Raw genomic sequence first — 23,108 nt, forward strand, 5'->3', positions numbered from 1 at the left:
GTCAGGACACCAAGCGCGCGCGGCGGGCGAATCTTGCCTGGGTGTCCGACAAGGAAGCATCGCGGCGGAGCAGGTAAGCCATCACGATCGTTGGTGCGCCGGCCAGCGGCCGCACGGCGACGCCTCGGCGTAGGTAGCTCGCCAGTCTCGCGGCAGGCGCAATGGCGATCCCGTACCCGGCGGCAACCAACGTCATCGCCACATCGAATGTCTCCACCGCTTGCTCTCGCTCCTGCAGCGCGTTCTCGAACACACGCTGCACGGTCATGCGCCATGGTTCATCGGCCGTGGACTGCGAGCAGATCAAGGGCTGCTTGAGCACTTCACCGCACGGCACTTCACGGTAGGCCAGCAGGTGGGAGCGCTTGGCCACGGCGACCGCCAGCGTGTCATGCCACAGCGGTTCGCATACCCAGCCAGGCCACTGCCGGGAAACCGCAGACAAGGCGAAGTCGAAGCCGTCGTCCGGCAGCTCCGCGCCTCGACCGGGATCTGTCCAGCCGGCCAGGACGGCATGAGTCTCCGGCTCTTCGGCACGCTGCAGGGCGAGCACGTCGGCGAGCTGGGGAGGCACCCATTCGCCGAGGACGGCCATGCGAATTTCGGCGGTGATGTCACTCGATTCCACGTCCAGCTCCCCCAGGCGGTGAACTCGTGGCAACTGATCTCGAAGCCGTTGGATGAGTTAAGTTTAACGTGGTTTAAATCGTGACCGTGTTCGACGCTCTTGGCAATGCCAAAGCGTTCGATCCAAAGGGGCCGCCCCACCGGCACCACTACCTACGAAGCGGAACCAGCCATCGCGTTTGGGGCTGCCGTGCGGGAAGAAAGAACCAACCAGGGCATCGCTCAGGAAACGCTGGCCCACATGGCCGGCATCGAACGGTCGCACATGGGCAAGATCGAGCGCGGCGAGCATGTCCCCACGCTCCCTCTCATCCTCAAGATTGCCCGTGCGCTGAAATGCAGTTCCGCCCACTTGATGACTCTGACCGAAGCCAAGCTGGCAGAGTCGGCCCCATCCGCGGATTGAAGCCGGCCCGCACAGCGGCCGCATGCCTACGCCTGATCGTCGTCCTTGCCCCCAAGGGCTGAATCTTCGCGCTTTGCGGCCTCGTTGACGAGCCGCAGGTATGGGTTGTCTGGCGGCGTCTCCTGGAACAGCGCATCCGGGCTGGCGAGCAGGTAGCCGTGCAGCCGGCGCGACTTGCGCGGCCCCGTGACTTCGCAGGTCCAGATGTTCAGCCCGCTCGGCTGCTTGCGGTGCTGTCCCAGCTTCTCGAAGCGTTTCTGCACCCACTGCCACCCCTCCAGCTTCTCCTGCTTGGCTAGCGCGGCGACTTGAAGGTACTCCTGCGCGTAGCGCTGGAACACGCCGGGGCTGACGAGATAGGTCGTACCGGCGACGGTATGCACCAGGGCCTTGGCGTCGTTGATGATGAGCTTGCGCGTCTGGACGCTCTGACGCAGCCAGGCCATGAAGTGCGCCCCGGAGGGCTCCGTGCGATCCTGGGAAGGCGCGAGGCTCATCTGCGGCGGGGGCACGGTCGAAGGGGCCGGCTCGGGCTCGGCAACAGGGGAACTCGGGATCTCCGGTGCCGTGGGTGGAGCGGAGTCGCCCAGCAGGTCGAGCAGCGCGGCCACGCCGGTGTCCATGGCTGCGGATGCGATCGGCGCCGTGCTCGCGGATGCAGCCTCGATGCCTTCCGCGCGCGGCCCATCGGCCACCGCCGGCGGCGTCGGCTCCGCCTGTTCCTCTTCGATCTGCACACGGCCTGCGAACGGCGCCGGCCGGTCGGCCGCATCCCAGATCATCGCCGGCGAGAGTTTCAGGAAGGTGAAGGCGTGCGACCAGCCGGCGTCGCTGGTGACAGTAGCCTTCCAGATCGCCTTGCCATCCGGCGTTGGTTGCACGATGCCGTGATCCTGCAGCACGTTGAACACCGCCGTATTGCTCGCCGGAATGCCGTCGATGCCTTGCGACAGCAGATGTGCGCGCAGCTTGTCGGAGACGGTCTTGCTCACCAGCCACAAGGCGTCCTGGGTCAGCCAACCGTCCGCCGGGCCGGCCTGGTTCAGCTTGAACGCTTCCTTGAGCAGGTAGCGCAAGCCGTCGAGCAATTTGCGTTGCAGCGCATGCTTGGGCGCCACCAGCGCCTTGCTGGGATCGCCGCCGAGTTCCTGGGCGACCGATGCCTGGTCAGCCTGCACGACCAGCTCGCCGAGCGTGCCGGCGTGCTCGTACTGGCCGGCCAGCACGTACAGCAGCGCGGCCCAGAGGTCGGGATAGCCGCTGAGCCAGTCGAAGATGTCCCGATCGAGAAGGCGCACGTAGAGCAGCCCGGTGGCGGCGCTGTGCAGGCGGTACTCGCGCTCCTTTCGGTAACGGAAGCGGTAGGGCTTTCGCAGTGGGCCGTGCCAGGGATGCCAGACGCTGCCGTCGGCATGCTCGACGTGCAGATCGACCGCAATCTTGCCGATGTCGTGCAGCAGGGCCGCGTAGGCCGTGCCTGCAGTCCAGGCTTCGGCCTGGGCCGCCTGTGCCTCCGGCGTGACGCCCGCAGGCAGCAGGTATGACTGCCGCAGTTTCAGCGCATAGGCGACGATCTCCAGGCCGTGGTCCAGCATGCCGCCCGGATAGGCGTGGTGGTGGTTCTCGGAGGCCGGGAACTGCTGGACCAACTCGGCGTAGCGCTCCAGTGGGGCGAGGTAGAGCGTGGCGAACTGCCGGCGCGAGAGCGATGTGCGCTGCCAGATGTGTTCCAGCAGTTTCTGCCGACGCGGCGTGGCCAGCAGCGATGCGGCCGACTCCGGCCGCATCGACCCTTTCGGAGTTTCGATGGCGGAGGTGGGCGGTGTGCCGGCGGCGGGTGGCACCCTTTTGCGCTGGAACAGCGAGAGCATGGCGAACCCCGGATGACGGGCTGCTCGGGCGCCTTTTGGCCTTTTCAGGATAGGGCCTTTCCCCTTGGCGCCCTTCCTTTGCCCCTTCCCAGCCCTTTGGCCTTTGTCGGAAGCCTTTGGGTATAGGGCCGCTGCTTCGTGGATGCCATGATGAATGCGGCATGGGGCAATCCCGGCAAGTGGGGCGCTGCGGGATGTTCGTCAGCTCTGGCCCAAGCCGGTGTCGAGGGCGGCGGATTGCGCTGCGAAGTCGTCGGGACGGCGCTTGCGGAAGGTTTCGAGATTGGCGAGCTTCCAGCGCAGTGCCGGCAGTTGCGCGGCGTGCTGGCATTGCACCAGCGACCAGTCCGGTTCTGCGCGCGCCAGCCCGCTCAGAAACTGCTTGTGCGCGGTGCTCAGTCGCTGTGGCAGCTCGCGCCGCACCCTGGCGCGAGCGTCGAGCAGTGTTTCCAGGGAGCAGCCCACGTCGGTCATGCCGACAAAGGCCCGCTCGTACTCGCCGGCGATGTCCTTGTCGTTACCGAACAGCACTTCGTGGGGCGGCCGGTTGTGGCCCGCCAGATAGATCACGAAGCACTCGACCATGCCGTCGCTGATGTCGCCCGATTCGTAGAGCTGCCACACGTCGAACAGGTCGCGGGGGTGCTGCCGATCCAGCGCGGCCACCAGCTTGCTGGCGTACAGCTCGTCCGGTGCCAGAACCGGCAGCTCGAACTCGACGCCGAACAGATCGCTGGTCTTTGCGCTCAGCGGCCGCCGCTCGACGGGCAGCACGCTGCCTCGGAACACGACGTTGACCTCGATCTTCACCTGGCTGGCGTCGTTCTCGACGATCAGCTTGGTGTCCCCCAGGTCCTTGGCGCGAACCAGGCGTGTTTGCACGCCCAGCGGTGCAAGGCGCGCGGCGATGGCGGCCAGCTCCTGGTTGATGGCTTGCAGCGCTTCGTCGCGCGGCGTCTGCCACGGGAGGTACACCACGTCGATGTCCACCGAAAGGCGCGGCATGTCCCGCACGAAGAGGTTGATGGCCGTGCCGCCCTTCATGGCGAAGATGTCGTTGGCGAACACGTCGGGCGCGACGGCCAGCAGCAGGCGAACGGTGTCCGCGTAGGTCTTATCCATGAGGTCTCAGGCTCAGCAAGGTGCCGTCATCGAGCCGGCTCATCCAGCGCGTGTTGCTGCCGGTGCGAACCGGGTACTGCTCCAGCAGGGCATCGACATCCACGAGGCTGGTCTCGCGCGCCCAGGTCAGGAACAGGCGCACGGCCTTCACGCTGGCGCAGCAGGACAGCAGTTGCCCGAGCAAGTCCTTGCGGGGGGAACGCAGTCCATCGAAGAGGTTGCGGGCCTCTTCGAGGCTCTGCTTGACGCCGGCTTCGTACAGCAGCTCCAGCACGGCACGTTCGGGGGCTGCCACCCGCAGATCCTCGGGCAGGCCAGGCGGCGTGGTCAGGGTCTTGCCGGCCAGCGCCGTGTCCGGCCAGTCGAACAGGCGGGCGTGGACGTAGCGGGCCGGAAAGCGCGAAGTGAACCAGACCGGCAACGCAAAGCGACCGTCGCCCCACAGCACCAGCGCCTCCCGGCTGCCCAGGTTGTGCCGCACACCCTGCAGGGCCAGGGCGCTCTTGCCGCCGACGTGCAGGCCGGGCACGCGCTGTTGCAGGAACTTCAGCGCACCGTAGACCCCGAATTCATCGTTCGGGAAGGCATAGACGCCATGGGCCAAGCGCACGAGCCACCCGCCGTCGGCATAGTGGGCGGCGAGCTGGGGCGACACCCCGAACTGGCTCAGGGTGGCAAGGTCGAACGGCGCCCCGCGGGGGAGTCCCGCCTGCAGCCGCTTGATTACCTGATGCCTAGAATGTCCATCCATGCTGTAAAAATAGCACGGAATCCAATCAGTCACTAGAGCCATTGCAAGAACGTGCATGGAAAGTAGCATAGAGTTTGAGTTATCGTGCAGAATCTAATCGACCTGCGACCCGAGCCAACCCGACTCTGCTAGCCGCAACCCGCCCTCCTGATCGCGGTCTATGCTGGAGGGCAGGCCACGACCGGCCACTCCGCGAGGTGAGGCACCACTGAAGCCGAGGCATATGAGCATGACCACCAACACGCACAACGGGCGCTGGAGCCACCGGTTGGGCCGGGGGGCTGGCCGTGCCTGGCGTGGATACCTGCGCCGCGAGCAGCGTGTCGCCGGCTGGCTGGTGACGCGCGGGGTGCCCGCGAGCGCGGCGACGGCGGTGCTCTGGATCGTGAAGCTGGCCGTGCTTGGTGTGCTGCTCTACTCCGCGTTCTGGCTGGCGCTGCTGCTGGCCTTTGCAGGGATCGCTGCCTGGATGGTACGCAACGTCGATGCCGACGAAAGCAGTGATGATGACGAGCCTCAATGGCGAAACGGCCTGGACGGATACGGTCTCTACCGGGGCGAGGTACGCATTGACGGCGGCAGCGCGGACGACGAGTAGCTCGCCACTCTCGGCGCTACTTCGCCTTCGCTGCTTTGATTGCAAGGTCAGCGCCTTTGCCTCCCGCAGATTTGGCGCCATCGGTGGCTGCTGAGAGCATCTGCGAAATGTTGCCTACGCGGACACCAACCCACGCGAGCGCAGCTACCCAGAAACCCGGTAGCACGATGAACATCATCGCCATGACGAAGTTAAGGAGCATGTCGCCAAAGGCGTTGTTCAAACCGATCAACGGATCGAAGTTCGTGTGCGGCCTGTCCGCGCCAAACCCCCAGCCGTAGAGCGCGTCCAGGATCGTGCTGTCGATCCAGCGCGCGAGCTGGAACCAGAAGTCCACGAAGAACAGCGCGAACTGGACGCAGCTCACCGTCACCACCGTCTTCAGGTCGTAGGTGCCGATCAGCAGCACCAGCGGGATGCAGATGACGAGCGCCATCTTGAGCATCGTCAGCACCATCGGCAGCGCCTGGCGCACCACGTCCATCGCGGGAAAGAAGGCCAGCGAGCCGACGGTCAACCCCAGGTCGCTTGCGCCGCGCGTGACAACGTTCGGCAGCGTCTTGTCGATCTGGCCACCGTAGTCGGTGTAGACGGCGCCCTGGTTCATCTTCTGCTGTCGCGGTGAGACCACGGCGCGGATCACCGAGTCATTGACCTCGCTCTGCGACAGGAAGCCCACCCAGCGCCCGATGCGGGTCAGCAGGTCCGGGTCGACCTGTGCCAGCAGCCGGCTGCGCAGTCCCTGGCCGCCATCGGCCCACCACTGCCGGCAGGACGGATAGCCGCCGCCGCTGTCCACCTGTGCCAACCCTGCATCGCGGGTCGCGTCGTAGGGCCAGGCCGTGCGTGGGGTCTTGGCGCGATAGGTGTCATAGAAGCCGGGCGTGTCGAGGAAGTAACTCGACCCGATCCAGGTGACGTCGTTCATTTGCTCGTCGGAGAGCGTCGGCCGGTTCATGAACAGCTTGGCGCGCGACGGCCCGTAGCAGTCGTGCGTGAAGTCGGCGACCTCCTGTGCCAGCACCGGATCGTCGATGCGCGTGGCATCCACATCCATGCGAATCTGACGCAGGTCCGTGCCGCAGGGAATCGCCGCCACCGCGGAGCCCGTCACGGCTTTCGACAGCGCGTGCATGAAGAACCACCACACCGGCACCAGCGCGCTCTGGTCGTTGAGCGCCGTGTAGACGTTGGACCAGCCCGTGTCGTTGGGCAGCGGGACACTGACCTGGCATTGCGCGGAGCGCGTGGTGTCGAACCTGATCGTGGCGAGATCCACCGGGATGAACGGGATGCCGGCGAACATGATGACCACGATCGCCACCCACACCCGGTTCTCGATGCGCATCGACGACAGCACGCCCTTGTTGCCCTCGTCCGCACCTTCGCTGCGGGCCTTGAGCCATTCCTGGATCACGATGGCCACGAACGGCAGCGCGAACACGCCGCTGGCCACGAGGATGCTCCAGATGCCGTTGTTGACCACCCAAGCCACCAGGGTCAGGTAATACTCCAAGTAGTCCGTGGTGTAGAGCGTCATGCCTGCCTCCCGGTCTCAGCCGTGCCGCAGCAGCTGGCTGGCTTCCAGCGCGACCACGGCGATGACGGCCGCGATCTCCGTGCGCAGCAGGCGCTGATGCGTCTCGCGGGACGGCTCCCGCCGCAACAGGCGCCGACGCATCCACCACCAGCCGTAAGCCGTCGCTCCGTAGAGGCACAGACGCCACACGAAGAAGTGGCCGGCGTGCGCCTGCAGCCAGTGCTGCCAGCCCTCGACGCCGCCGACCACGTGGATGCCGGCGATGTTCACCGCCACCGCGGCGGCGACCACCAGCAAGGTCCACAGCAGCGCCACGCCGACGCGGCGGTTGAACAGCCATGGCAGCCGCAGCCAGGCGAGCCGGCTCATGGCGTACCGCTCCGCGGCTTCTGGACTTCCCGCAGACGGTCGCGCGTGGTGTCGCCCTCGAAGACGCCGCGCGAGCCGGCAGCGCGGGTACTGTGGCGCTGGATGATCGCCATCGCCGAGTTGCCGGCCAGCGTGCGGCGCAGCTCCAGCTCGGTCTTGAGGTTGTTGATCTCCTGCTCCAGCGCGCTGTTCTCCTGGTCCACCGCCTGCACGGCGAGCTCGTTGGCGGCGACGTTCGGCTCCTTCTTGCCGGTCAGCAACGTGCGTTGCAGCAGCAGGGCCTTCTCCAGCACGCTGGACAGCGCAGCCTCGGACGCGAGGCGCCGGCCCAGCACGTCCTGGTCGGGCTCGTCACGCAGGGCCTCGATCACGCCGCGGGTGATCGGCAGCGAGCTGCTGCCGGCCGCGTCGAGATTGGCCAGTGTCGTCGGCCGGGCGCCCGTCACCAGTTCCTGCAACACCTGCAGCTTGGTCTCGTACTCTTCCTGGATCACTGGCGTGAGCCCGACGCCAGGCGTGGTCTGGGTCTTCGTGCAGTTTTCGCAGGTGCGTTGCTCGCGTTCGCCCAGCACGCGGTTCGCAAAGGCCGCGGCCGCGCCAGGCGACGACCAGGTCTGGCAGGTCAGGCGGTTGCCGCAGGCGCTGCGCGCGATCGACGAGGTATCGGTGGCGCTGCGCCCGTTGAGCAGGTTGTAGCCCGCGCGCGTCACGTCGCCGACCACCTTGATCGAACTCTGGCCGGAGCCGCCCGCGTTGCCGCCGCCGACCCAGGGCACGCCGTTGTTCCCCTTGTTGGACTCGGCCTGCTCGATGGCGGAGACGGCATCGGTGCTGCTGACCGCATCCCGCAGCGCCATCCCTTCGGCGAGCTGGTCCCAGCCGGCCTGGCCGCCGGCCATGTCCGCCATGCGATTGGCGATGGCCCGGCAGGTCATCTTCGAGCGGTCGAAATCCAGGCGCGCCTGGAGGATGCCGTTGGTGAGCAGGTTGTACAGGCCCGGGTCGGCGCGCTGGATGATGAGCGCCGGGAGTGACGCCACCGCGGCAGTGGCGTTCTGGATCACGTTGCTCATGATCGTCTGGAAGCCGTTGGTGATGCCGTTGAGCTGGTTCTGCAGCGTCGTGGTGATGCTCATGTCGCCGCAGATCAGGTTGCTGTTCCAGCCGACGCCGACGCCGATGCTCTGCATGTTGCCGGCACCACCCATCGACACGGCCCGGCCGCCGCCGATGCTGTAGAGCACGTCGTCGCCGATCACGCTGCCGCTGACGTTCACGCCATTGGGGTCGATGCGGGTCTGCGCCCAGGCGACGCCGACGACCAGCGTGATGGCCGCCACGAGCAGCGTGGCCCGCAGGGGCGACTTCGCGCGGTGCAGGAAGTCAGGGAGGGAGGCGTTCATCGTGGGTTCCTCACATGAAATCGACGCTGCCGAGGAAGACCTGGCCACGGCGCCGGCAGCAGGAGTACGGCCGCCACAAGGCCCAGGCGTAGTCGCCCTGCTGGGCCTGCACGCGGGTGCGGCTGTGCGGGAAGACCACGCAACTGTTCGAGAGCGTGGGCGTCAGCTCCTGCCACTTGCCCGTCGAGGCGTCGGTCTCCATCAGCGCGCCGGCCGGCCAGTAGCCGTCGCGGGCGTTGGCCAGCAGGGGCTGATACACGTGAATCTGGTTGCGGCGCGTCACGATGTCGCCCGCGCGCTGCGCGACCACGGCGCCGCTCTTGTGGTCGTCGGTCTGGTGCAGGAAGCCACCGCGGGGATACACGTTGCCCCAGAGGTTCAGGCCGGTGCGCGTACCGATTTCGCGCCGGCCGGGGATGAGCGCTTCGGGGTAGAACGCTTCCGGGATGTTGTAGCGCCAGGCGATCGTGTCGAGCGTGCTCAGCAGATACGGCATGAAGGCCGTGCCAGCGCCTTCGCAGGTGTAGCCGGAGGCGCTGGCGAACTGGCTGAACACCAGCCCGGCCGGATGGCCGATGACATCGGCGTTCTTGAACTTGGCGAGGTTGTTCTCGTTGTCGTGATTGGTCGTGCCGTCACCGCCAGCCTTGGCGGTCGGGTTGGGCATGCTCATCGCCCTGACTTCCTGCCACGGGTTTTCTCCGGTGTTCGAGTAGCTCGACACCACCGCATCGGGGACGTAGTGGCGCACCTTGACGGAAGTGCGAACCGAGCAGCCGAAGGGCGTGCAGTACAGCCAGTAGCAGATACCGACCACGCGGTATTCGAGGCAGTCGGGGGACAGCGCCGACGAGACGATGGTGGCGGTGTCCAGGGCGAACGTCGACGTGGCCGTGCTCAGCAGCAGCGAGGCGACGGTGGCGCGCAGGCGCCGGGATGCCAGCAGGAGGCTCATGGCTGCGTGCTCCGGTAGGCGTTGATGCGCGCGACGGCGCGGGGCACGTCGGGCTCGCCGTAGACCACGTAGCGTCGATCGACCACCACGGCGGGAATCTTGGCGATGCCCAGTCCCCAGGCATCCGCGACACCTTGGTAGGCGTGGCCGATGCGGCGTTGAAGGGCCTCGCCGCCGTCATGCAACCGCTGCCGCACCAGGGCTGCAGCCTGTTGCGGGTCGGCCGGTAGGTGCGCGGCGAGTTCGACCTCGATGCGCGTGGCCTGGTCCAGCTCGATGATCCGCACGCCGGCTGGAGCCTGCACCGGATGACGGCTGTCGGTGACGACGAGCACGTCGGCTGCTGCAGTCTGGGTAAACATGAACAGCACTGCCCACAGTCCGGGCGCAATGCTGATGGTCGGCAGCCGGGGCGAAGCCTTGAAGACGGGGGCCGGCATATCGGGCGTCCTTGGAGTCGATCAAAGTCACAGTCGACTTCAAGTGCCGATCTAGCGCGACAAAGAAACCGCATCCGGCCCCTGCCGGTTTCATACCCTATGCCGTTGTGAGCGTTGTGATTGCCTCCTGTCGGAGGCGGAGATCAGGTGCGGGACGCTGAGGTGCCCGCGAACCCAAGAAACGCATGCTGTAAGCGAATCGGCATCGACGGCTTGGAGCGTGCGTGTAGGCTCTGCCAAGTCCCGTCACTGATGTCGCTCGGGGCGAGGCGATCTACCGAGCGCGAAACTCTTCTCAAGTAAGCATTGACGCCATCCGCGGATTCCGAAGGAACGCCGGCAAGAACGTACCCCACCATGAAGCCGATAGCATGGTTCTCGCCGTACTTCTCCTGGATGAATCGATCCATGCCCTCGACGACGTACTCTCGACACAAGTGAGTGTCCGACCCGGCGATTCGTTTGCATTCGATGATCGCGTGCGGATCATGCTCCTGCGTGCGCAAGAAAATTTCGACGAACGCCAGCGGGATGTCGGTACGTCCGTCTGGCAGCATCACGTTGCTTTTAGATCGCGATTCCGTGCCAGGCAGCACCATGATCTGCTTCCACGGGGAGTTCTTCAGCGCAATGCGCATCCCGTCCCGCAGGCGCTCGGTCATGATTACCTCTCCAGCGTTGGCATTCACGTCCTCGGCTGCGCATGCTCGCTGCCAACCTGCGGCCAGTGTCAGCAGAATGACCGCCACAACCTCGGGCTCAAGTTCAATGAACTCTCTGCCCAGTGCAGGAGGTGTCTCATAGGGGATCCTCAAACTTTGCCCCCTGAAAAGCTCTCCGCGACCACTGCATCGGCATCTTCCAGTGCCGCTATGCCCATCCAGTAGCGCCGCGCTGCTGGCTTGATGATCACGACTTCGTTGCGTCCGTGTACTCGCAATTCCCGCTCTGCACTGAGCGCGGTCGCAATCTTGACTTTCAGGCGCCTGCCGATACGTGCCAGTACTTCACCCAACTCGCCTTGTGGTGCCACGACGCTCACGCTCGCATTACCCGGCCCCTCTTCCAAGACAAAGCGCACGACGCGCAAGGCCGAACTGCTTGGCAAGTCGAGCACTTCGGCGCGCATGTGCCGCTTATTGCGAACGGAAAGCCAATCCTCGATAACGGACAGGAACGTCTTGGCATACGCCGTGACCTCAGTACGACTGTCCGATGGCTCCACGGATGATTCGCGGCCGGTTTCCCATTGCCACCCGGCGCGAAGGAGGCCGTCTCGAATGACAGTTCGGTCGGCATCGTTCAGTTCGTACAGATCGAAGACAGCTTCGTCCAGTTCAGCCCATCCCCTCTCGTCGGTGCCGTTGGCGCGCAGATTCTTCTCAATCTGCAGCAGGCGCTGGCCAGCCTCAGATTTCACTGCGCTCGTGAAATTAGGCACCGGTAGGAAGCTGAGGTCGCGAGCCAGCAGCTTCCTCTTGTAGATTCCAAACTCTGCAGCGGTCAGATAGAAGAACCATGTCGCAAAAGCAGAACTCAACACGGTGGCAAGCAAATGTGCCGTCCGCGTGTGCCCTCTCGGAAGAGACACTGCGAAGTATGAGTTCGTGAAGACGAGATCCCGCTCGGAGACGGCCGCCAAGACGCGTGGACTCCCCAGAAGCATTTCCTTCACGATGAGAAGCGGGGCTTGATATATCTCCCGCGATCGTGGCCATTGTGCCTTCGATTGGCTGAAAGTCGGCAAATCATCGGGAATGTTGAAGTGCTGCATGTCTTTGACTTGCAGTACATCCAATCCTTTTAGCGGGCGAGCATCGCGCGTCTGATTCTCTGGGGCCCCGCGAATCAATCCAACCTGGAAGGTAGTGTCGAGTAATGAGAGTTGCTCGCCCAGATTTCTGTGGGCCGAAGTCAAGTCATCCAGCAATAGGAGGTCACGGCGCCGGCCAACGGCTGCTGCCTTGAGCTTCAACGGCTGTTCTTGGATTTCGTCGAGTGTCAAAGTGATGACGTCACTCGGCGCCACCTCGAACGAATGAGTCCTTGCACCGCTGGGCGTCCACGGGATCTGAACGACCGTGACCTGATCCGTTCGCTGCTTCGGTCGATGACGGGCAAAGAGAACCACTGCGGGCATGGCCGCTGTCGCGAAGAGCCAACTGCACAAATTGGACAGATTTACCAAGGTGATCGGAGCCACGGCTCGCATCACATGCTGAGCTGCTGCCATGCCGGTGCCGCTGCGGCTGAAGAACGGCATCGCGCTAAGAATGATGCCGAAACGGGTCTTCTCATGTGAGAACTCCGCCGCTCGCAACACGAAATCCAAGCCTTCACCGCGCGGTTGCGCAGGTACGCCCGCAACCCTGGTCTTGCGCCGCGCTTCGGTTCCTGTCTGCCCCCTAAAGCTCCAAGGGGGATTGCCCACGATAAGGTCGAACTGCTTCAGCCCTGTCGGCGTCGCCAGCACGGCCTTGCCATCTCCATCACGTTCGACAGTACGAGCGTCACCGACGAGCAATGTCCTGCCGATCAATGGCTGGAACTTCAGGGACTGCGGTGGTTGCGGGTCAGGGTCCAGCTCAAGCGCAGCCAGGTACAGGCTGAACGCAGCGACGCGAATCGCGGCTTCGCTAATGTCTACGCCATACACCTGCCCGTAGAGCGTCGAGCGGATCAGCTCCCTCGTGGGCGGCTGACCTTGCGAGCGAAGATGAACCAAGCGCCGCAGCGCTTCGACCAGGAAGACACCGGAGCCGCACGTCAAATCCAGCACCGACTCCCGTCCAGATAGACCATCCATGACCTCATCGAGGACCAGCGAGACGACGGACAGTCGCGTGTAGTGCACGCCGTTTCGCAACGCTTCTGTGCGCTTTCCTCCAGTCTGCGGCTCAGCATGTGCAAACTGCTCGTAGATCGAGCTGATGAGCTCGACCGGAATCACGTCGAACTGGTAGGGGAAGAAGCTGAGTTGCCCGCTTTCAGGATCGACAGCCTCCAGGAACTCCGCAACCCGCGTCAAATGGTGAGCTGCTGGTGTCGTTTTCACCGACGAGGGCGGAAACATATCGCCGTTGAAGGCCTGGGCCAGCCATGCGAACAGCTTGCTGGTCGCTGGCCGGTCGCGCAGGATCGCCGGCAACGCCGTGCGGCCGCATACCCGCTTCAACCGCGCCGCACTGACGATCTCGCGGTCAATCAGGTACTGGGTGAAGATCACGCGCCCAATCAAGGCCTGCGCCGCATCGCGCGCGAGATTGCCTGCGACCAAATCGCGTTCCAGACATCCAAGGTCAGACAGGAGCTTCTGATCGACGCTGGTCTTGCGATCGATGGCCGGCACCTGGGCCCAGAATTGGCCCGTCTCGATCGCCAGTCGGCCGGCCAACTCGTCCAGTTCATGAAGCGAAGCTTCGATGTTCTCGAAACGCCGAATCAAATGTCTCTGGGCATCGCCTTCTTTCGCGGGTGTGCCGAAACCGTTGTACAGGTCGATACGCTGCGGCGAGATCACCCACAGCAACGGCGCGAACCCCTCGTTCCAGACCTCTCGTCGCCACTGGCTGACCAGATCGTCTGCAGGCGCGCTTTGCTCAAACTTGAAGTAGACGGTCAACGACGACGCGCTGCGCCACAATGCGTCCGGAACAAAAACGCGGCCGTGGCGCGAGGACTGCGCCTCGGCCCCCAACCGAAGACCGGGCGCGGGTTGCCCGTCCGGCAGGTAGCCGGTTGCGGCGAGCACCTGTTCCAGCGTGGCAGTGTTCACGCCCTACTCCGGATAGCTTCGGGTGGAAACGGCAACGCTGCCTGGCTCGGCGTCGGGACGATCGGCAGCATGTGCTGCTGAAGCCGCATGATCAACGGATCGAGCGGGATGACGAGAGTCGGTTGCGTCGGCGCCGGTCCAATCCCCTCGGGGCCGATATCGCACAGGGTCGCCGAAGTGGCCGTCACGAACGCCACGGACCCATTCAGCGCCAATGCGCTACTCGTGCCCAGCAACCGAAAGAGCGCGTCAACGCCGACGCTGACGGTGGCGATGTGCACTCCCAACGAGCTGACCAACTCATTGGTAACGGCCAAGCCTAGGAGATCCGCGAAGGTGAATCGGGCAGCCTTCCCGGTCTTGGACGCCAAGTAGGGCACGGTCTTGCGCCAATGCCGCACCGTTTCGACGGACACGCCGGTTAGCGTGCGCATCTGGTCCTGAGTGTACTGGATGGCGGTGACGGCAGACATTCGCGTTGCTGGCAACTAGAAAATATGCAGATTCTGCCATGTAAAGGTGTGCTTCTCAACAGGTAAAGGCCGGTTCAGCCGCCTATCCCACAAGCCTTCCAAGCTTCCGAAAGTCGCGACCATCAGAGCGCATCGCGAACGCGTGGATAGGGGCAAGACGCAAGGCGCCCCCGGAAGGGGCGCCTGCGGACTACAACAAGCCGGCTTCGGCGAACGAGTACGGGCTGCCCTTGCCGACGATGAAGTGATCCAGCACCCGGACATCGACGGTGGCCAGGGCGCTCTTCAGCCGCTCGGTGATCACACGATCAGCGGCCGAGGGCTCGGTGTTCCCCGAGGGATGCTGATGCGCCAGGATCAGCGCCGAAGCGTTGAGCGCCAGCGCACGCTGGACCACCACCCTCGGATACACCGAAGTCTGGTCGACCGTGCCCTTGAACAGCGGCTCGTAGGCGAGCACCTGGTGCTGGTTGTCGAGAAACACGACGGCGAAGATTTCGTTCGGCTCCGCGACCAGTTTCAGGCGCAGGTAGTCGCGCACGGCGGCGGGACTGCCCAGCGCCGGACCGGCCTTGAACACGCGGTTCTCCAGCAGGGTGATGGCCTGCTGGATGATCCAGTCTTCGTGCTGGGCGGCGATCAGGGTGAGCGACTCCGGGCGGGAGTCGGCGATGACAAGAGACATGGCGAACCTCCAATGGATGAGATCGGAGGGCGCCTGCCCCTGGAGGGCAAACCCTCCTGGGGACGATGGGGATGGAACAGGTGACGAGCGGGCATCCACCACCGCGGATGCAGTGGCTGTTCGCGTCAAGGGATGCGATGCGAACGGGTTTCGATCAACGCGGACAAGCCGCGCCGCAGCCTTGAAGATCCATGGCTACCTGGGCATGTCACCGGCAACGCCGGCGGGCATGTCTGGGGAATGGGCGGGGTCGGCTACGGTCGTGCTGCCGGCGGCGAGCAGGTCGATGGCCGACAGCAAGGCATCGCCTTCGACGGGACCGTGCAGCAGGAGGGTCTTGCCGGACTCGCGGTCGCGCAGTTGCAGGGCCGGCGTGGCCGCGATGCCCTGCTGTGCGGCTTCCACCGCCTGGGCATGGACTACGGCATCCGGGCGCTCGCTGCCGAGACAACCCTGCATGGCTGGCGTGAGGTCGGGATAGCGCAGGCCCTCCGGCAGGCCCTGGCCGTCGCCACGGGTGTTCGAGTAGAGCCATGCCACGGCCTGCCAGAACGTGGCATGTCCGCCCGTCTCGCCCGCGCACTCGGCTAGGCGTGCCCCGGCAGTCGCGGCCGGCTCGTGCATGGACAGAGGCAGGTGGTGCCACTGCCAGTTCACCTCGGGATGGGCGTCGATCCAGCGCTTGAGCGCGGGGAAGTAGGCCCGGCAGTACGGACACTCCAGGTCGGCGTACCCGACCACCGTGAAGCGCGCATCGGCACGGCCATACAGCCAGGGAGGGCCAGCCGGTTTCGACGCTTCGGACCCGGCGACGGCCAGGGACACGGGGTCGGTCGCCGGATGCGGCACGCGCAGCAGCATCCACGAGGCAACCGCAATCGTCACCACGATCAGCAGGCCGACCCAGGGATGACAGCGGGCGAATGAAGGCATGCGCATCGTGTCGCTCCCGTCAGGCCAACGTGTCCAGCGCCAGCGGTTCGATGCCCCGCGCACGGTCGATCTTCTCGGCCACGCGGAAGGCGGCATCCAGCTCGCTGATGCCGTGCTGCTGCATCAACTGGAAGCGTTCGGCCTTCTCCTCGGGCTCGGTCATCGCCATCGCCAGGTAGAGGCTGGGCGGCACAGCGCGGAACAGCACTTCCATCGACTTGGACAGGATGACGCCCTCGCTGAACTTGCCGGCCTCCTTGCGTGCCGAGAGCATCAGCGCCTGCTGCGAAGCGTTGAGTTCGCGGAAGCGCGCGATCTTCTCGACTTCATCGGGTGGCATCGACAGGCAGATCCACCACTCGATCATGTTGAGCATGGGCTCGGCCGCTTTCGGCAAGTCGTCCAGGTTCTGCGTGGCGAGCCAGAACCAGGCGCCGAGCTTGCGCCACATCTTGGTGATCTTGACCACGTAGGGCGCGAGCAGGGGGTTCTTCGTGATGATGTGGCCTTCGTCCGTCACGTTGATGATCGGGCGGCCCAGGAACTGGTCGCGCTCGGCGATGTTGTTGACGGTGTTGATGAGCGAGATGTAGGCAATCGAGAGTTGGGCGTTGTAGCCCTCGCGCGCGAAGGTGGCCAGGTCCACGATGGTGATGTCCGCCTCGGGCCACGGCGTGCCGGACCGGTCGAACATCTCGCCGTCCACGCCCTGGCAGAACATGTCCATGGCGTCGGCCATCTCCAGCAGCCGTGCGCGCCGCATCTCCGGCAGCGTGGCATCGCGGGCGCGCTCGCGCAGCGCCTCGCGCACATCGCGGGTCAGTACCGTGCGCTTCTCCGCTACGCAGTGCTGTGCCGCATCGAGAATGCACTGGCGGATCAGGCTGCGGTCGGCGCGCGTCATGCGCGCTTCTTCCTTGTCCTCGCCGCCGGTGATCATCAGTCGTGCAGTGATCTCCAGCTCGCCGAGCACGTCGCGCTGCTCATCGCCTTCCACGGCCATGCCGGCATCGGCCTGGTCTTCGTCGAGCGCATCGGCGTCCAGCGTCTGTACCTGGCTCGGCGTATCGACCAGGCGCCAGGCGTCGGCGAACGGAGCCAGACTGACGCCCGCGCCGGGCGCGAGCCTCACCCGATGCACGGTGAGGCCCAACCGTGCCGCGAAGTCGCCGAACAGGCCGAAGCTGTTGCCAGCCTCGACGATGAACAGGCGCGGCCGATAGATCGCCGTCACCTGGTTCAGGATGTTGTTGAGCGTCGCGCTCTTGCCCGAACCCGTGGGACCGAACAGGAACAGGTGCGCGTTCATCTGCCGGTCGAGGCGGTTCAACGGATCGAAGGTGATCGGACCGCCGCCGCGGTTGAAGAACGTGATGCCCGGATGCCCCGTGCCCTGACTGCGGCCCCAGACCGGCGCCAGGTTCGCCACGTGCTGCGCGAACATGAGCTGGGTGTACCACTGGCGCTTGTCGGCAGCCGGGTCGAACACGCACGGCAGCCAGCGCAGATAGCTGTTCAGCGGCGCCACCTCGTCCTCTTCGCGTACCGGTTGCAGACCGGCGTTGAGCATCACGTTGACGAGCTGCAGGCCGCGCGCATCGAGCTGGGCCAGGTCGCGGCCGCGCAGGTAGAACGCCAGCGCGCCGCGGTAGAGCTTGTGCGCGCTGCCGATCAGGCCGCGCGCCTGCTGCACGTCCTGCCGGGTCTGCTCCGAGGCCAGGGTCTCGCCGACGGCCTTCCTGGCGAGGTGGTTGAGGTGCGCCTCCAGCACGTCCTGGGGTGTGGCGACCAGCGTCAGGCACATCACCGTGTCCTCGGGCATCTGGTCGAACAGCGCGTTCATGGCATCGCCGCCCTTGCGCGTCTCGCCCGTCAGATGGCCCGTCACGGGTGGCGTGCGCAGGCGATCCATCACGATCACCCGATGCGGCATGCCGTCGAAGAACCACAGGCCGTTCGGCACGTCCGAGCGTGGCTGGCCGAAGAACAGGCGCTGCGCGAAGTCGGTGCCGCTGGCGAGTTCGAGCTCGCCCTCCTCCCGCTCTTCCGGGTAGCGGGTCAGCGCGTAGAAGCGTTCCCGATCTTCGGCAGTGGCGCCGAGCAAAGTCGGATTCGGGTTGAACCAGCGCAGCAGCCAGGCGTGGATGTCCGCCGCGCCGAGACGCCGGGCTTTCACGCCGGCATTGGCCAGCCCGCCGGCGAGGCGGTCGCAGATCGTGGTCAGCGCCTGCTCGGGCGACTGGCCGCGCCGCGAGGCCGAGGCCGCGGACGTGCGGCGGTAGACCACCATGCGCACGCGCCGGACCTGGCCGCGCCACGGCAGGCGCGTCACCGTGGTGTCCTCGAACAGGCCACCCGGCTTGGCGATGGCCCGCAGGTGATGGGTGAAGAAGCGCAGGTAGAAGTCGCTGAACGCGCTGCCCTGCGCACGCGGCTGCAGATAGTTCGCCAGGGAGCGCCGATAGTTGTCCCAGTCGGCCTCGTCCTGGGCGTAGAGCTGCACCACCCAGGGGTTGTCGTCCAACTCGTCGAAGGAGTCCTGCAGGGCGTTCTCCAGCGCATCGCGCGCCTGCCATAGCCAGGCCATCTCGCGGCCCTCGGTGCCGACCGGCGCCAGCTCGAAGAAGGCCGCCACCGACTGGCCGTCTTCCAGCAACATGCACTTGGTGCCGGGCAGGTACTCGACCCAGGGCAGCAAGTCCGAGAACGACGGCGCGACGCCATAGAGCGCATCGTGGTCGGCCTGGGTGGCCGGCCTGCGCCGGCCCCGGCCGAGCGCGCTGCCCGGCTCGGCGACACCCTGTGCCGCCAGGGCCGTTACGTGCCGTGCCCAGGCATCATCGGTCGCATTCGCGGCGTCCGCAGGCGATGCGTCGGACTTGCGTGACCATGACAGCGACCAAGCCATCAGTAGTCCTCCACGCGCTCGCCCGGCATCGCGTACTGCACGCGCTGGTAGAGCGGGAAGACCGTGCTGTAGCCGGGCACCGGAACCGGGTCGGTGCCCGCCAGGTGCGGGAACACGTACATCACCAGGTCGGGGTTCGGCAGGCGGTGGAACTGGCGGTAAATCTCGTTCTGCGCGGTGCGGGTGTAGCGCGCCTGCACGCCGGGCGCCGCCTGCACATCGGCCTCGGCCAGCGGCCGGCGCAGGCCCTGGCGCGCATCGAGCAGTTGCCGCGCGGCCTGGCCGCCGCCCGCGCTGCCGCCTGTCTCCCGATGCCAGATGTCGAGCATGGTGCTGTCGCCGTGCGGCAGCAGCTTCTCCTTGCTGGTAGCGCAGCCGCCGAGCAGGGTGGCCGCCAGCAGCACGGCGGCCGCGTCAATCCAGATCCGAGGCATGGGCTTCTCCGGTGCGGTGGTGAACCCGACGCCCCTTGGCGTCGTAGTCGATGTCGAGCGGCTGCTCCAGATGCACGGCCACCTTGGCGCCGGGCTGCACGTAGACCGCCGCGAAGGCCTGGCCGTAGAGCTTGTTGACCCAATCGGCCATGTCGCGCACGCCGCCCGCGAGGATGCGGCCCATCGCTTCGTTGCCGCTGATGCCGACGGTGCCCAGCGAGCCGTTGCTGTTGGCGACCACGGCCACGCTGCCGTTGTCGGACTTGATGAGCGAGGCCGCGCCGGCGCCGGCTGCGGTGATGAGCGCCTGGCTGCCCAGGTACTGCTGGGCGTTGCTGCGTCGCTCGCCGCTGACGCACGGAATGCCGTAGGGGTCACTGATCCAGCCCAGGCCGCCCTGGATGCTGGCGCCGTTGTGCCCCGAGTTGCCGCTGTTGCTGCCGCCCTTGCTGCTGTCCTCCGGCACCGTGCGGATGGTGCCGTCCTGGAACACGAACGTGACCGAGCGGATTTGCCCGCGCACGCACGAGAGCGTCCAGTCGCCCGAAGCCGTGCCGCTGACCACGGCGCCGGCCACGTCGGGGATGTCGATGCCGTTGGCCGTGAGGTTGTCCAGGCCGATCAACACCTTGAACGGGTACGGGTCGTTGACGGTTCCGTCGATCGGCACGCGCCCGATCAGCGCCGTCATGGCAATCGACCCCATGAGCGTCGAGTTCGACGGCACGGTGTAGACCGCCTTCGTGGATGCGCCCACCGCGCGGCTGCCGACGTCGGCGACGGATTCCACTGCGGCCGACAGGCTTTTCTGGGCCGGCCCGAAGCTCAGGGGAAAGCTCGGCTCCTTGCTGGCGTTCTTGGCGTCGACCTTGGCATCGTCGGGCTCGACCCACTGCGTGCCACCGACGCCGCGGTTGAAGCGCTGGCCGTCACCCTCTTCCAGCCCCAGCCCGACGGGCAGATCGGACCGGCCGCCCTTGCCGGCGAGGCCGTCCAGTTGCCGCTGCAGATCCTGCAGCAGCCCCTGGGTCTGCTGCCTGTCGCTGGCCACCTGATTGCGCTCCTGCTCCAGGCGGCTGCGTTCGCCTTCCAGCGCGCTCTGGATGCGTTGGTCGATCGCGCTTTCCCGGGCACGCAGGCGCTCGTTCTCGGCCTTGTGCTGCTTGTTGTCGCCGAGCGCGCTCTGCAGCTCGGTGCGCAACTGCTTCACCTGGGCCACCAGCGTGGCGACGGTATCGCGCGGCGTGTCGCCGGCGATGCCCAGGGCTTTCATCTCCTCGGGCGTGAGCGTACTGGCCGCGCCCTTGGGGGCGGGCTGGCCGCCGGGGGCGCCGGAGAACAGTTTGACGCCGACGAACACCAGCAGCAGCGCCATCGGGATCAGCAGCCACTTGAGCAGCGGATTACTTTTCATCGCGCGCTCCTCCGGTCGAGCCGGCCGCGGCGGCCGGCGGCAGGTTCGCGGTGGCATCGATCGGGCTCAGCGCCGGCAGCAGCGACTCGGCCAGGCCGTGGCCGCGCGTGACCAGGTAGAGCACCGTGGTGTCGGACGGGGTGCCGGCCGGCCCCAGGTTCGGATGCTGGAAGGTCGCCGCCACGAAGTTCCCCTGCAGGGCGCGCGGGTCGAGGTCGAGCCAGCGCGCGGCGGTGTTGGTGAGTCGCACGGCCGTCACCCACTGGTCTTCCAGGCGCCACGCGGCCAGTGCCCGTGCGTGCACCGGCAGCGTCGGCAGCAAGGTGTCCAGCGCGAGGCCGCGGCGCAGGTTCACGCGCCCGATGCCGGCGACCGGCTCGACGGTGCGCAGCGGCGCGTACAGGTTCTGTGCGGCATGGCGCGTCAGCACGACCGGTACCGGCGTTTCGCGCCGGGGAAGGGATTTGTCTGCCGGCGCAATGGCCTGCTCGTCCGCGCCGCCTGCTGCACCGCCGCCGTAGCGCTTCGCGGGGGCTTCCGCTTCCACGATGCGCACCGGCTCCAGCGGCGCCTGACCGTCCTTCGCCGGCTCGGCGGCGATGTCGAGCAGGATCAGCGCGCCGGATTCCACGTCCTGCAGTTGCAGCCGCGTGGGCGGAATCGGCTCGCTCGCCCGCAGGTAGATCGCGCCACCCGCACTCTGCACGCGCAGGTGGTCGCCGACGCTGGCCGGCACGCCGACGCGCACATTGCGGTCGATGAAGACCACGCGCTCGTGGCCGACCACCAGCGGCACCGGCAGGGGCAGCCGCTCCCAGCGCAGGATTTCCACGGCCTGGCTGGCCGGCACGAAACCGAGGATCAGCAGGACGCCGGCCAGGGCCGACCAGTTAACGGGCTTCATGGGGAGTCTCCCTGCAGATGGCCGGAGGCATTGGCGGGCACGCCGGCCTCGGTCGGCGTCGGCGACGGTTCGATGCGCTGGGGTGCGCTGGCGTAGCAGTCCAGCGCCAGGCCGAAGGGGTTGTGCTCGGGGTCGATGTCCAGCCGGACGACCTTGATGGGGTAGCGCACCAGGGCGCGCTTGACCTGCTCGGAGCCGTAGTATTCGTCCGCGCTCACGTCGAGCGTGACGATCCAATCGCGGTCGGAGAGCACCTTGACGCGCGTGGCCGGATCATCGCCGTAGCCGCGGCCGGGAATCTCGTAGATGCCGCGCACGCGCTGACGCAGCTCGCCACTGGCGCGCCGGTACTCGTAGTCCTGTTGCAGGAAGGCCCGGCAGCTCGGCGTGAAGTAGGCCGACAGCGCGCGCAGGTTGCGCGGGTAGTCTTCTTCGCCGTTCGTGGGCCAGCGCTGCACCTGCTGCCAGATGTAGAACGAGAAGGCATACACGCTCTCGGGCGGCACGTCCCACCACTTGCGCGTGCTGCCCGAGCGCAAGTCCGGCGGCACATGGATGGTCAGACTCTTCGGCGCACTCCACCAACCGAAGCCGAGCAGCAGCGCCACCACGAACAACGCGCCGGCCCCCAGACGCAGCGTCTTCACGTGCGCCTGCAAGTGCGCAACCTCGTTCTTGAAACGGCTCATGGCGCACCTCGATCGGCATTGCGCCGGGTAGTCCAAAAGCCCGAGCGGGTGATGAGGCGCTGCCCGCCCAGGAGTGCCGCCAGCGCCGGGTGCCGCAGGGCCAGCCGCCACTGGAGCTGCCGGTACAGCCAGGTGTCGGGCCGGCCGCGCTTCTGTGCGCGCAGGAAACCGCCGCCGACGAAGACGCCCAGCGCGATGCCGACGACGATCAGCGTGGGCACCATGGCGATGCTGTGCGTGAGCCAGGCCAGCGGCAGGCCGAGCACGAATCCGGCTGCGGCCGACAGACCGGCGCAGATCCACAACTCGTCGGCGGTCAGCCCGCGCACGACCACCGGCTGGCGGTTCAGCCGGTGCGGCAGGAAGGTCACCAGGGTGTCGCGCGGGGTCTCCGAAGGGACGGCCATCGCTTGCCGCCCTCACAGCACGCCGGTGGCCTTGGTGAGCAGCCAGATGCCGACCACCAGCAGGATTGCGCCCACGGCGACCGTCAGGCCGAACTGGCCCCAGGTGGCGCGGCCGGTGTGGATCTCCGAGTAGCGTGTGTAGGCGTGATAGCAGACACCGACGAACATCGAGGCGACCACGAGCAGCGCGATCAGCAGCACGATGTCGTAGCCGTAATTCTGCAAGGTCTGCAGGATGCCGCTGCCCTGGCCGCGCGATGGGTCTTCCATGGTCGGCAGGCCCTGCGCGAAGGCCGACAGCGGCAGGCCCGCGAACGCCAGCGGTAGCAGCAGCAGTGCGACGATGCGGGACGGAATGCGATGGGATGTCGATGGCAGGTTCATGGCGTATGGCCTTTCGTGAC

The 23,108-nt window shown here is 66.3% G+C and carries 23 protein-coding genes; 2 read left to right on the forward strand and 21 right to left on the reverse strand.

The window, feature by feature from the left end; all coding sequences use genetic code 11:
• Window position 1: 1 nt before the first annotated feature.
• Complete coding sequence (locus QQK25_RS02695) at window positions 2-628, reverse strand: LysR substrate-binding domain-containing protein (protein WP_018076253.1); 627 nt, start codon at window positions 626-628, stop codon at window positions 2-4.
• Window positions 629-733: 105 nt separating this feature from the next.
• Between QQK25_RS02695 and QQK25_RS02700 the strand changes: the two genes are divergently transcribed.
• The gene (locus tag QQK25_RS02700) at window positions 734-1,033 is read left to right on the forward strand and encodes a helix-turn-helix domain-containing protein (RefSeq protein WP_003282197.1); all 300 of its coding nucleotides are present in this window, start codon (window positions 734-736) and stop codon (window positions 1,031-1,033) included.
• Between the two features lie 26 nt (window positions 1,034-1,059).
• Here QQK25_RS02700 and mobH read toward each other — a convergent pair whose 3' ends face one another.
• The 3 genes from mobH to QQK25_RS02715 form a co-directional block, all read right to left on the reverse strand.
• Window positions 1,060-2,904, reverse strand: a complete 1,845-nt coding sequence (gene mobH / locus QQK25_RS02705) for a MobH family relaxase (RefSeq protein WP_023115036.1) — start codon at window positions 2,902-2,904, stop codon at window positions 1,060-1,062.
• Window positions 2,905-3,105: 201 nt separating this feature from the next.
• Window positions 3,106-4,026 carry a nucleotidyl transferase AbiEii/AbiGii toxin family protein gene (locus QQK25_RS02710; RefSeq protein ID WP_033936107.1) on the reverse strand — a complete coding sequence of 307 codons (921 nt, stop codon included), beginning with the start codon at window positions 4,024-4,026 and terminating at the stop codon, window positions 3,106-3,108.
• A complete protein-coding gene (locus QQK25_RS02715) occupies window positions 4,019-4,777 on the reverse strand; it encodes a type IV toxin-antitoxin system AbiEi family antitoxin domain-containing protein (RefSeq protein ID WP_033936108.1) in 759 nt (252 codons plus the stop codon). The genes QQK25_RS02710 and QQK25_RS02715 overlap by 8 nt, the downstream gene beginning before the upstream one ends.
• Before the next feature lie 229 nt (window positions 4,778-5,006).
• Here QQK25_RS02715 and QQK25_RS02720 point away from each other — a divergent pair, with 229 nt between their 5' ends.
• On the forward strand, window positions 5,007-5,375 hold the full coding sequence (locus QQK25_RS02720; RefSeq protein ID WP_011805400.1) for a DUF3742 family protein: 369 nt from the start codon (window positions 5,007-5,009) through the stop codon (window positions 5,373-5,375).
• Window positions 5,376-5,391: 16 nt separating this feature from the next.
• Here the strand turns inward: QQK25_RS02720 and QQK25_RS02725 are convergent, their stop codons facing one another.
• The 17 genes from QQK25_RS02725 to QQK25_RS02805 form a co-directional block, all read right to left on the reverse strand.
• The gene (locus QQK25_RS02725; protein WP_033936110.1) at window positions 5,392-6,915 is read right to left on the reverse strand and encodes a conjugal transfer protein TraG N-terminal domain-containing protein; all 1,524 of its coding nucleotides are present in this window, start codon (window positions 6,913-6,915) and stop codon (window positions 5,392-5,394) included.
• A gap of 15 nt (window positions 6,916-6,930) precedes the next feature.
• Window positions 6,931-7,284: a hypothetical protein gene (locus QQK25_RS02730; RefSeq protein ID WP_003292115.1), complete on the reverse strand. Its 354-nt coding sequence runs from the start codon at window positions 7,282-7,284 to the stop codon at window positions 6,931-6,933.
• The gene (locus QQK25_RS02735; protein WP_013721901.1) at window positions 7,281-8,687 is read right to left on the reverse strand and encodes an integrating conjugative element protein; all 1,407 of its coding nucleotides are present in this window, start codon (window positions 8,685-8,687) and stop codon (window positions 7,281-7,283) included. Before QQK25_RS02735 ends, QQK25_RS02730 begins: the two co-directional genes overlap by 4 nt.
• Window positions 8,688-8,697: 10 nt before the next feature.
• On the reverse strand, window positions 8,698-9,642 hold the full coding sequence (locus QQK25_RS02740) for a TIGR03756 family integrating conjugative element protein (protein WP_016446146.1): 945 nt from the start codon (window positions 9,640-9,642) through the stop codon (window positions 8,698-8,700).
• Window positions 9,639-10,082, reverse strand: coding sequence for a TIGR03757 family integrating conjugative element protein (locus tag QQK25_RS02745; RefSeq protein ID WP_016446147.1), 444 nt, complete (start codon window positions 10,080-10,082; stop codon window positions 9,639-9,641). The genes QQK25_RS02740 and QQK25_RS02745 overlap by 4 nt, the downstream gene beginning before the upstream one ends.
• Window positions 10,083-10,225: 143 nt before the next feature.
• On the reverse strand, window positions 10,226-10,744 hold the full coding sequence (locus QQK25_RS02750; protein ID WP_013721898.1) for a hypothetical protein: 519 nt from the start codon (window positions 10,742-10,744) through the stop codon (window positions 10,226-10,228).
• Window positions 10,745-10,893: 149 nt separating this feature from the next.
• The gene (locus QQK25_RS02755; RefSeq protein ID WP_023443877.1) at window positions 10,894-13,857 is read right to left on the reverse strand and encodes an HsdM family class I SAM-dependent methyltransferase; all 2,964 of its coding nucleotides are present in this window, start codon (window positions 13,855-13,857) and stop codon (window positions 10,894-10,896) included.
• A complete protein-coding gene (locus tag QQK25_RS02760; protein ID WP_016446149.1) occupies window positions 13,854-14,330 on the reverse strand; it encodes a MerR family transcriptional regulator in 477 nt (158 codons plus the stop codon). Before QQK25_RS02760 ends, QQK25_RS02755 begins: the two co-directional genes overlap by 4 nt.
• 190 nt (window positions 14,331-14,520) lie before the next feature.
• Window positions 14,521-15,015, reverse strand: coding sequence for a RadC family protein (gene radC / locus QQK25_RS02765; protein ID WP_058163820.1), 495 nt, complete (start codon window positions 15,013-15,015; stop codon window positions 14,521-14,523).
• A 195-nt stretch (window positions 15,016-15,210) separates the two neighbouring features.
• Window positions 15,211-15,954, reverse strand: a complete 744-nt coding sequence (locus QQK25_RS02770; protein ID WP_086224253.1) for a DsbA family protein — start codon at window positions 15,952-15,954, stop codon at window positions 15,211-15,213.
• A 13-nt stretch (window positions 15,955-15,967) separates the two neighbouring features.
• Window positions 15,968-18,856 carry a conjugative transfer ATPase gene (locus QQK25_RS02775; RefSeq protein WP_058163818.1) on the reverse strand — a complete coding sequence of 963 codons (2,889 nt, stop codon included), beginning with the start codon at window positions 18,854-18,856 and terminating at the stop codon, window positions 15,968-15,970.
• On the reverse strand, window positions 18,856-19,290 hold the full coding sequence (locus tag QQK25_RS02780) for a TIGR03751 family conjugal transfer lipoprotein (protein WP_023094193.1): 435 nt from the start codon (window positions 19,288-19,290) through the stop codon (window positions 18,856-18,858). Before QQK25_RS02780 ends, QQK25_RS02775 begins: the two co-directional genes overlap by 1 nt.
• Window positions 19,271-20,704, reverse strand: coding sequence for a TIGR03752 family integrating conjugative element protein (locus tag QQK25_RS02785; RefSeq protein ID WP_086224255.1), 1,434 nt, complete (start codon window positions 20,702-20,704; stop codon window positions 19,271-19,273). The genes QQK25_RS02780 and QQK25_RS02785 overlap by 20 nt, the downstream gene beginning before the upstream one ends.
• Complete coding sequence (locus QQK25_RS02790) at window positions 20,694-21,608, reverse strand: TIGR03749 family integrating conjugative element protein (protein WP_058163816.1); 915 nt, start codon at window positions 21,606-21,608, stop codon at window positions 20,694-20,696. The genes QQK25_RS02785 and QQK25_RS02790 overlap by 11 nt, the downstream gene beginning before the upstream one ends.
• Entirely contained in the window at window positions 21,605-22,255 is a 651-nt protein-coding gene (locus tag QQK25_RS02795; protein WP_438696420.1) for a PFL_4703 family integrating conjugative element protein, read from the reverse strand. The genes QQK25_RS02790 and QQK25_RS02795 overlap by 4 nt, the downstream gene beginning before the upstream one ends.
• Window positions 22,256-22,293: 38 nt before the next feature.
• Window positions 22,294-22,704: a TIGR03750 family conjugal transfer protein gene (locus QQK25_RS02800; protein WP_009397206.1), complete on the reverse strand. Its 411-nt coding sequence runs from the start codon at window positions 22,702-22,704 to the stop codon at window positions 22,294-22,296.
• Between the two features lie 12 nt (window positions 22,705-22,716).
• Complete coding sequence (locus QQK25_RS02805; RefSeq protein WP_009397207.1) at window positions 22,717-23,088, reverse strand: TIGR03745 family integrating conjugative element membrane protein; 372 nt, start codon at window positions 23,086-23,088, stop codon at window positions 22,717-22,719.
• Between the last annotated feature and the right edge of the window lie 20 nt (window positions 23,089-23,108).

Source organism: Zoogloea oryzae, assembly GCF_030161255.1.
GTDB classification, from domain to species: domain Bacteria; phylum Pseudomonadota; class Gammaproteobacteria; order Burkholderiales; family Rhodocyclaceae; genus Zoogloea; species Zoogloea oryzae.

What these genes read in the sequence shown, in the direction of transcription:
- QQK25_RS02775 (WP_058163818.1), bottom strand. Translation starts at nt 18,856, where the DNA reads ATGGCTTGGTCGCTGTCATGGTCACGCAAGTCCGACGCATCGCCTGCG.
- QQK25_RS02700 (WP_003282197.1), top strand. Translation starts at nt 734, where the DNA reads ATGCCAAAGCGTTCGATCCAAAGGGGCCGCCCCACCGGCACCACTACC.
- QQK25_RS02730 (WP_003292115.1), bottom strand. Translation starts at nt 7,284, where the DNA reads ATGAGCCGGCTCGCCTGGCTGCGGCTGCCATGGCTGTTCAACCGCCGC.
- QQK25_RS02750 (WP_013721898.1), bottom strand. Translation starts at nt 10,744, where the DNA reads ATGACCGAGCGCCTGCGGGACGGGATGCGCATTGCGCTGAAGAACTCC.
- QQK25_RS02805 (WP_009397207.1), bottom strand. Translation starts at nt 23,088, where the DNA reads ATGAACCTGCCATCGACATCCCATCGCATTCCGTCCCGCATCGTCGCA.
- QQK25_RS02760 (WP_016446149.1), bottom strand. Translation starts at nt 14,330, where the DNA reads ATGTCTGCCGTCACCGCCATCCAGTACACTCAGGACCAGATGCGCACG.
- QQK25_RS02715 (WP_033936108.1), bottom strand. Translation starts at nt 4,777, where the DNA reads ATGGATGGACATTCTAGGCATCAGGTAATCAAGCGGCTGCAGGCGGGA.
- QQK25_RS02725 (WP_033936110.1), bottom strand. Translation starts at nt 6,915, where the DNA reads ATGACGCTCTACACCACGGACTACTTGGAGTATTACCTGACCCTGGTG.
- QQK25_RS02785 (WP_086224255.1), bottom strand. Translation starts at nt 20,704, where the DNA reads ATGAAAAGTAATCCGCTGCTCAAGTGGCTGCTGATCCCGATGGCGCTG.
- QQK25_RS02735 (WP_013721901.1), bottom strand. Translation starts at nt 8,687, where the DNA reads ATGAACGCCTCCCTCCCTGACTTCCTGCACCGCGCGAAGTCGCCCCTG.
- QQK25_RS02800 (WP_009397206.1), bottom strand. Translation starts at nt 22,704, where the DNA reads ATGGCCGTCCCTTCGGAGACCCCGCGCGACACCCTGGTGACCTTCCTG.
- QQK25_RS02720 (WP_011805400.1), top strand. Translation starts at nt 5,007, where the DNA reads ATGACCACCAACACGCACAACGGGCGCTGGAGCCACCGGTTGGGCCGG.
- QQK25_RS02780 (WP_023094193.1), bottom strand. Translation starts at nt 19,290, where the DNA reads ATGCCTCGGATCTGGATTGACGCGGCCGCCGTGCTGCTGGCGGCCACC.
- QQK25_RS02710 (WP_033936107.1), bottom strand. Translation starts at nt 4,026, where the DNA reads ATGGATAAGACCTACGCGGACACCGTTCGCCTGCTGCTGGCCGTCGCG.
- QQK25_RS02790 (WP_058163816.1), bottom strand. Translation starts at nt 21,608, where the DNA reads ATGAAGCCCGTTAACTGGTCGGCCCTGGCCGGCGTCCTGCTGATCCTC.
- QQK25_RS02740 (WP_016446146.1), bottom strand. Translation starts at nt 9,642, where the DNA reads ATGAGCCTCCTGCTGGCATCCCGGCGCCTGCGCGCCACCGTCGCCTCG.
- mobH (WP_023115036.1), bottom strand. Translation starts at nt 2,904, where the DNA reads ATGCTCTCGCTGTTCCAGCGCAAAAGGGTGCCACCCGCCGCCGGCACA.
- QQK25_RS02770 (WP_086224253.1), bottom strand. Translation starts at nt 15,954, where the DNA reads ATGCGCATGCCTTCATTCGCCCGCTGTCATCCCTGGGTCGGCCTGCTG.
- QQK25_RS02745 (WP_016446147.1), bottom strand. Translation starts at nt 10,082, where the DNA reads ATGCCGGCCCCCGTCTTCAAGGCTTCGCCCCGGCTGCCGACCATCAGC.
- radC (WP_058163820.1), bottom strand. Translation starts at nt 15,015, where the DNA reads ATGTCTCTTGTCATCGCCGACTCCCGCCCGGAGTCGCTCACCCTGATC.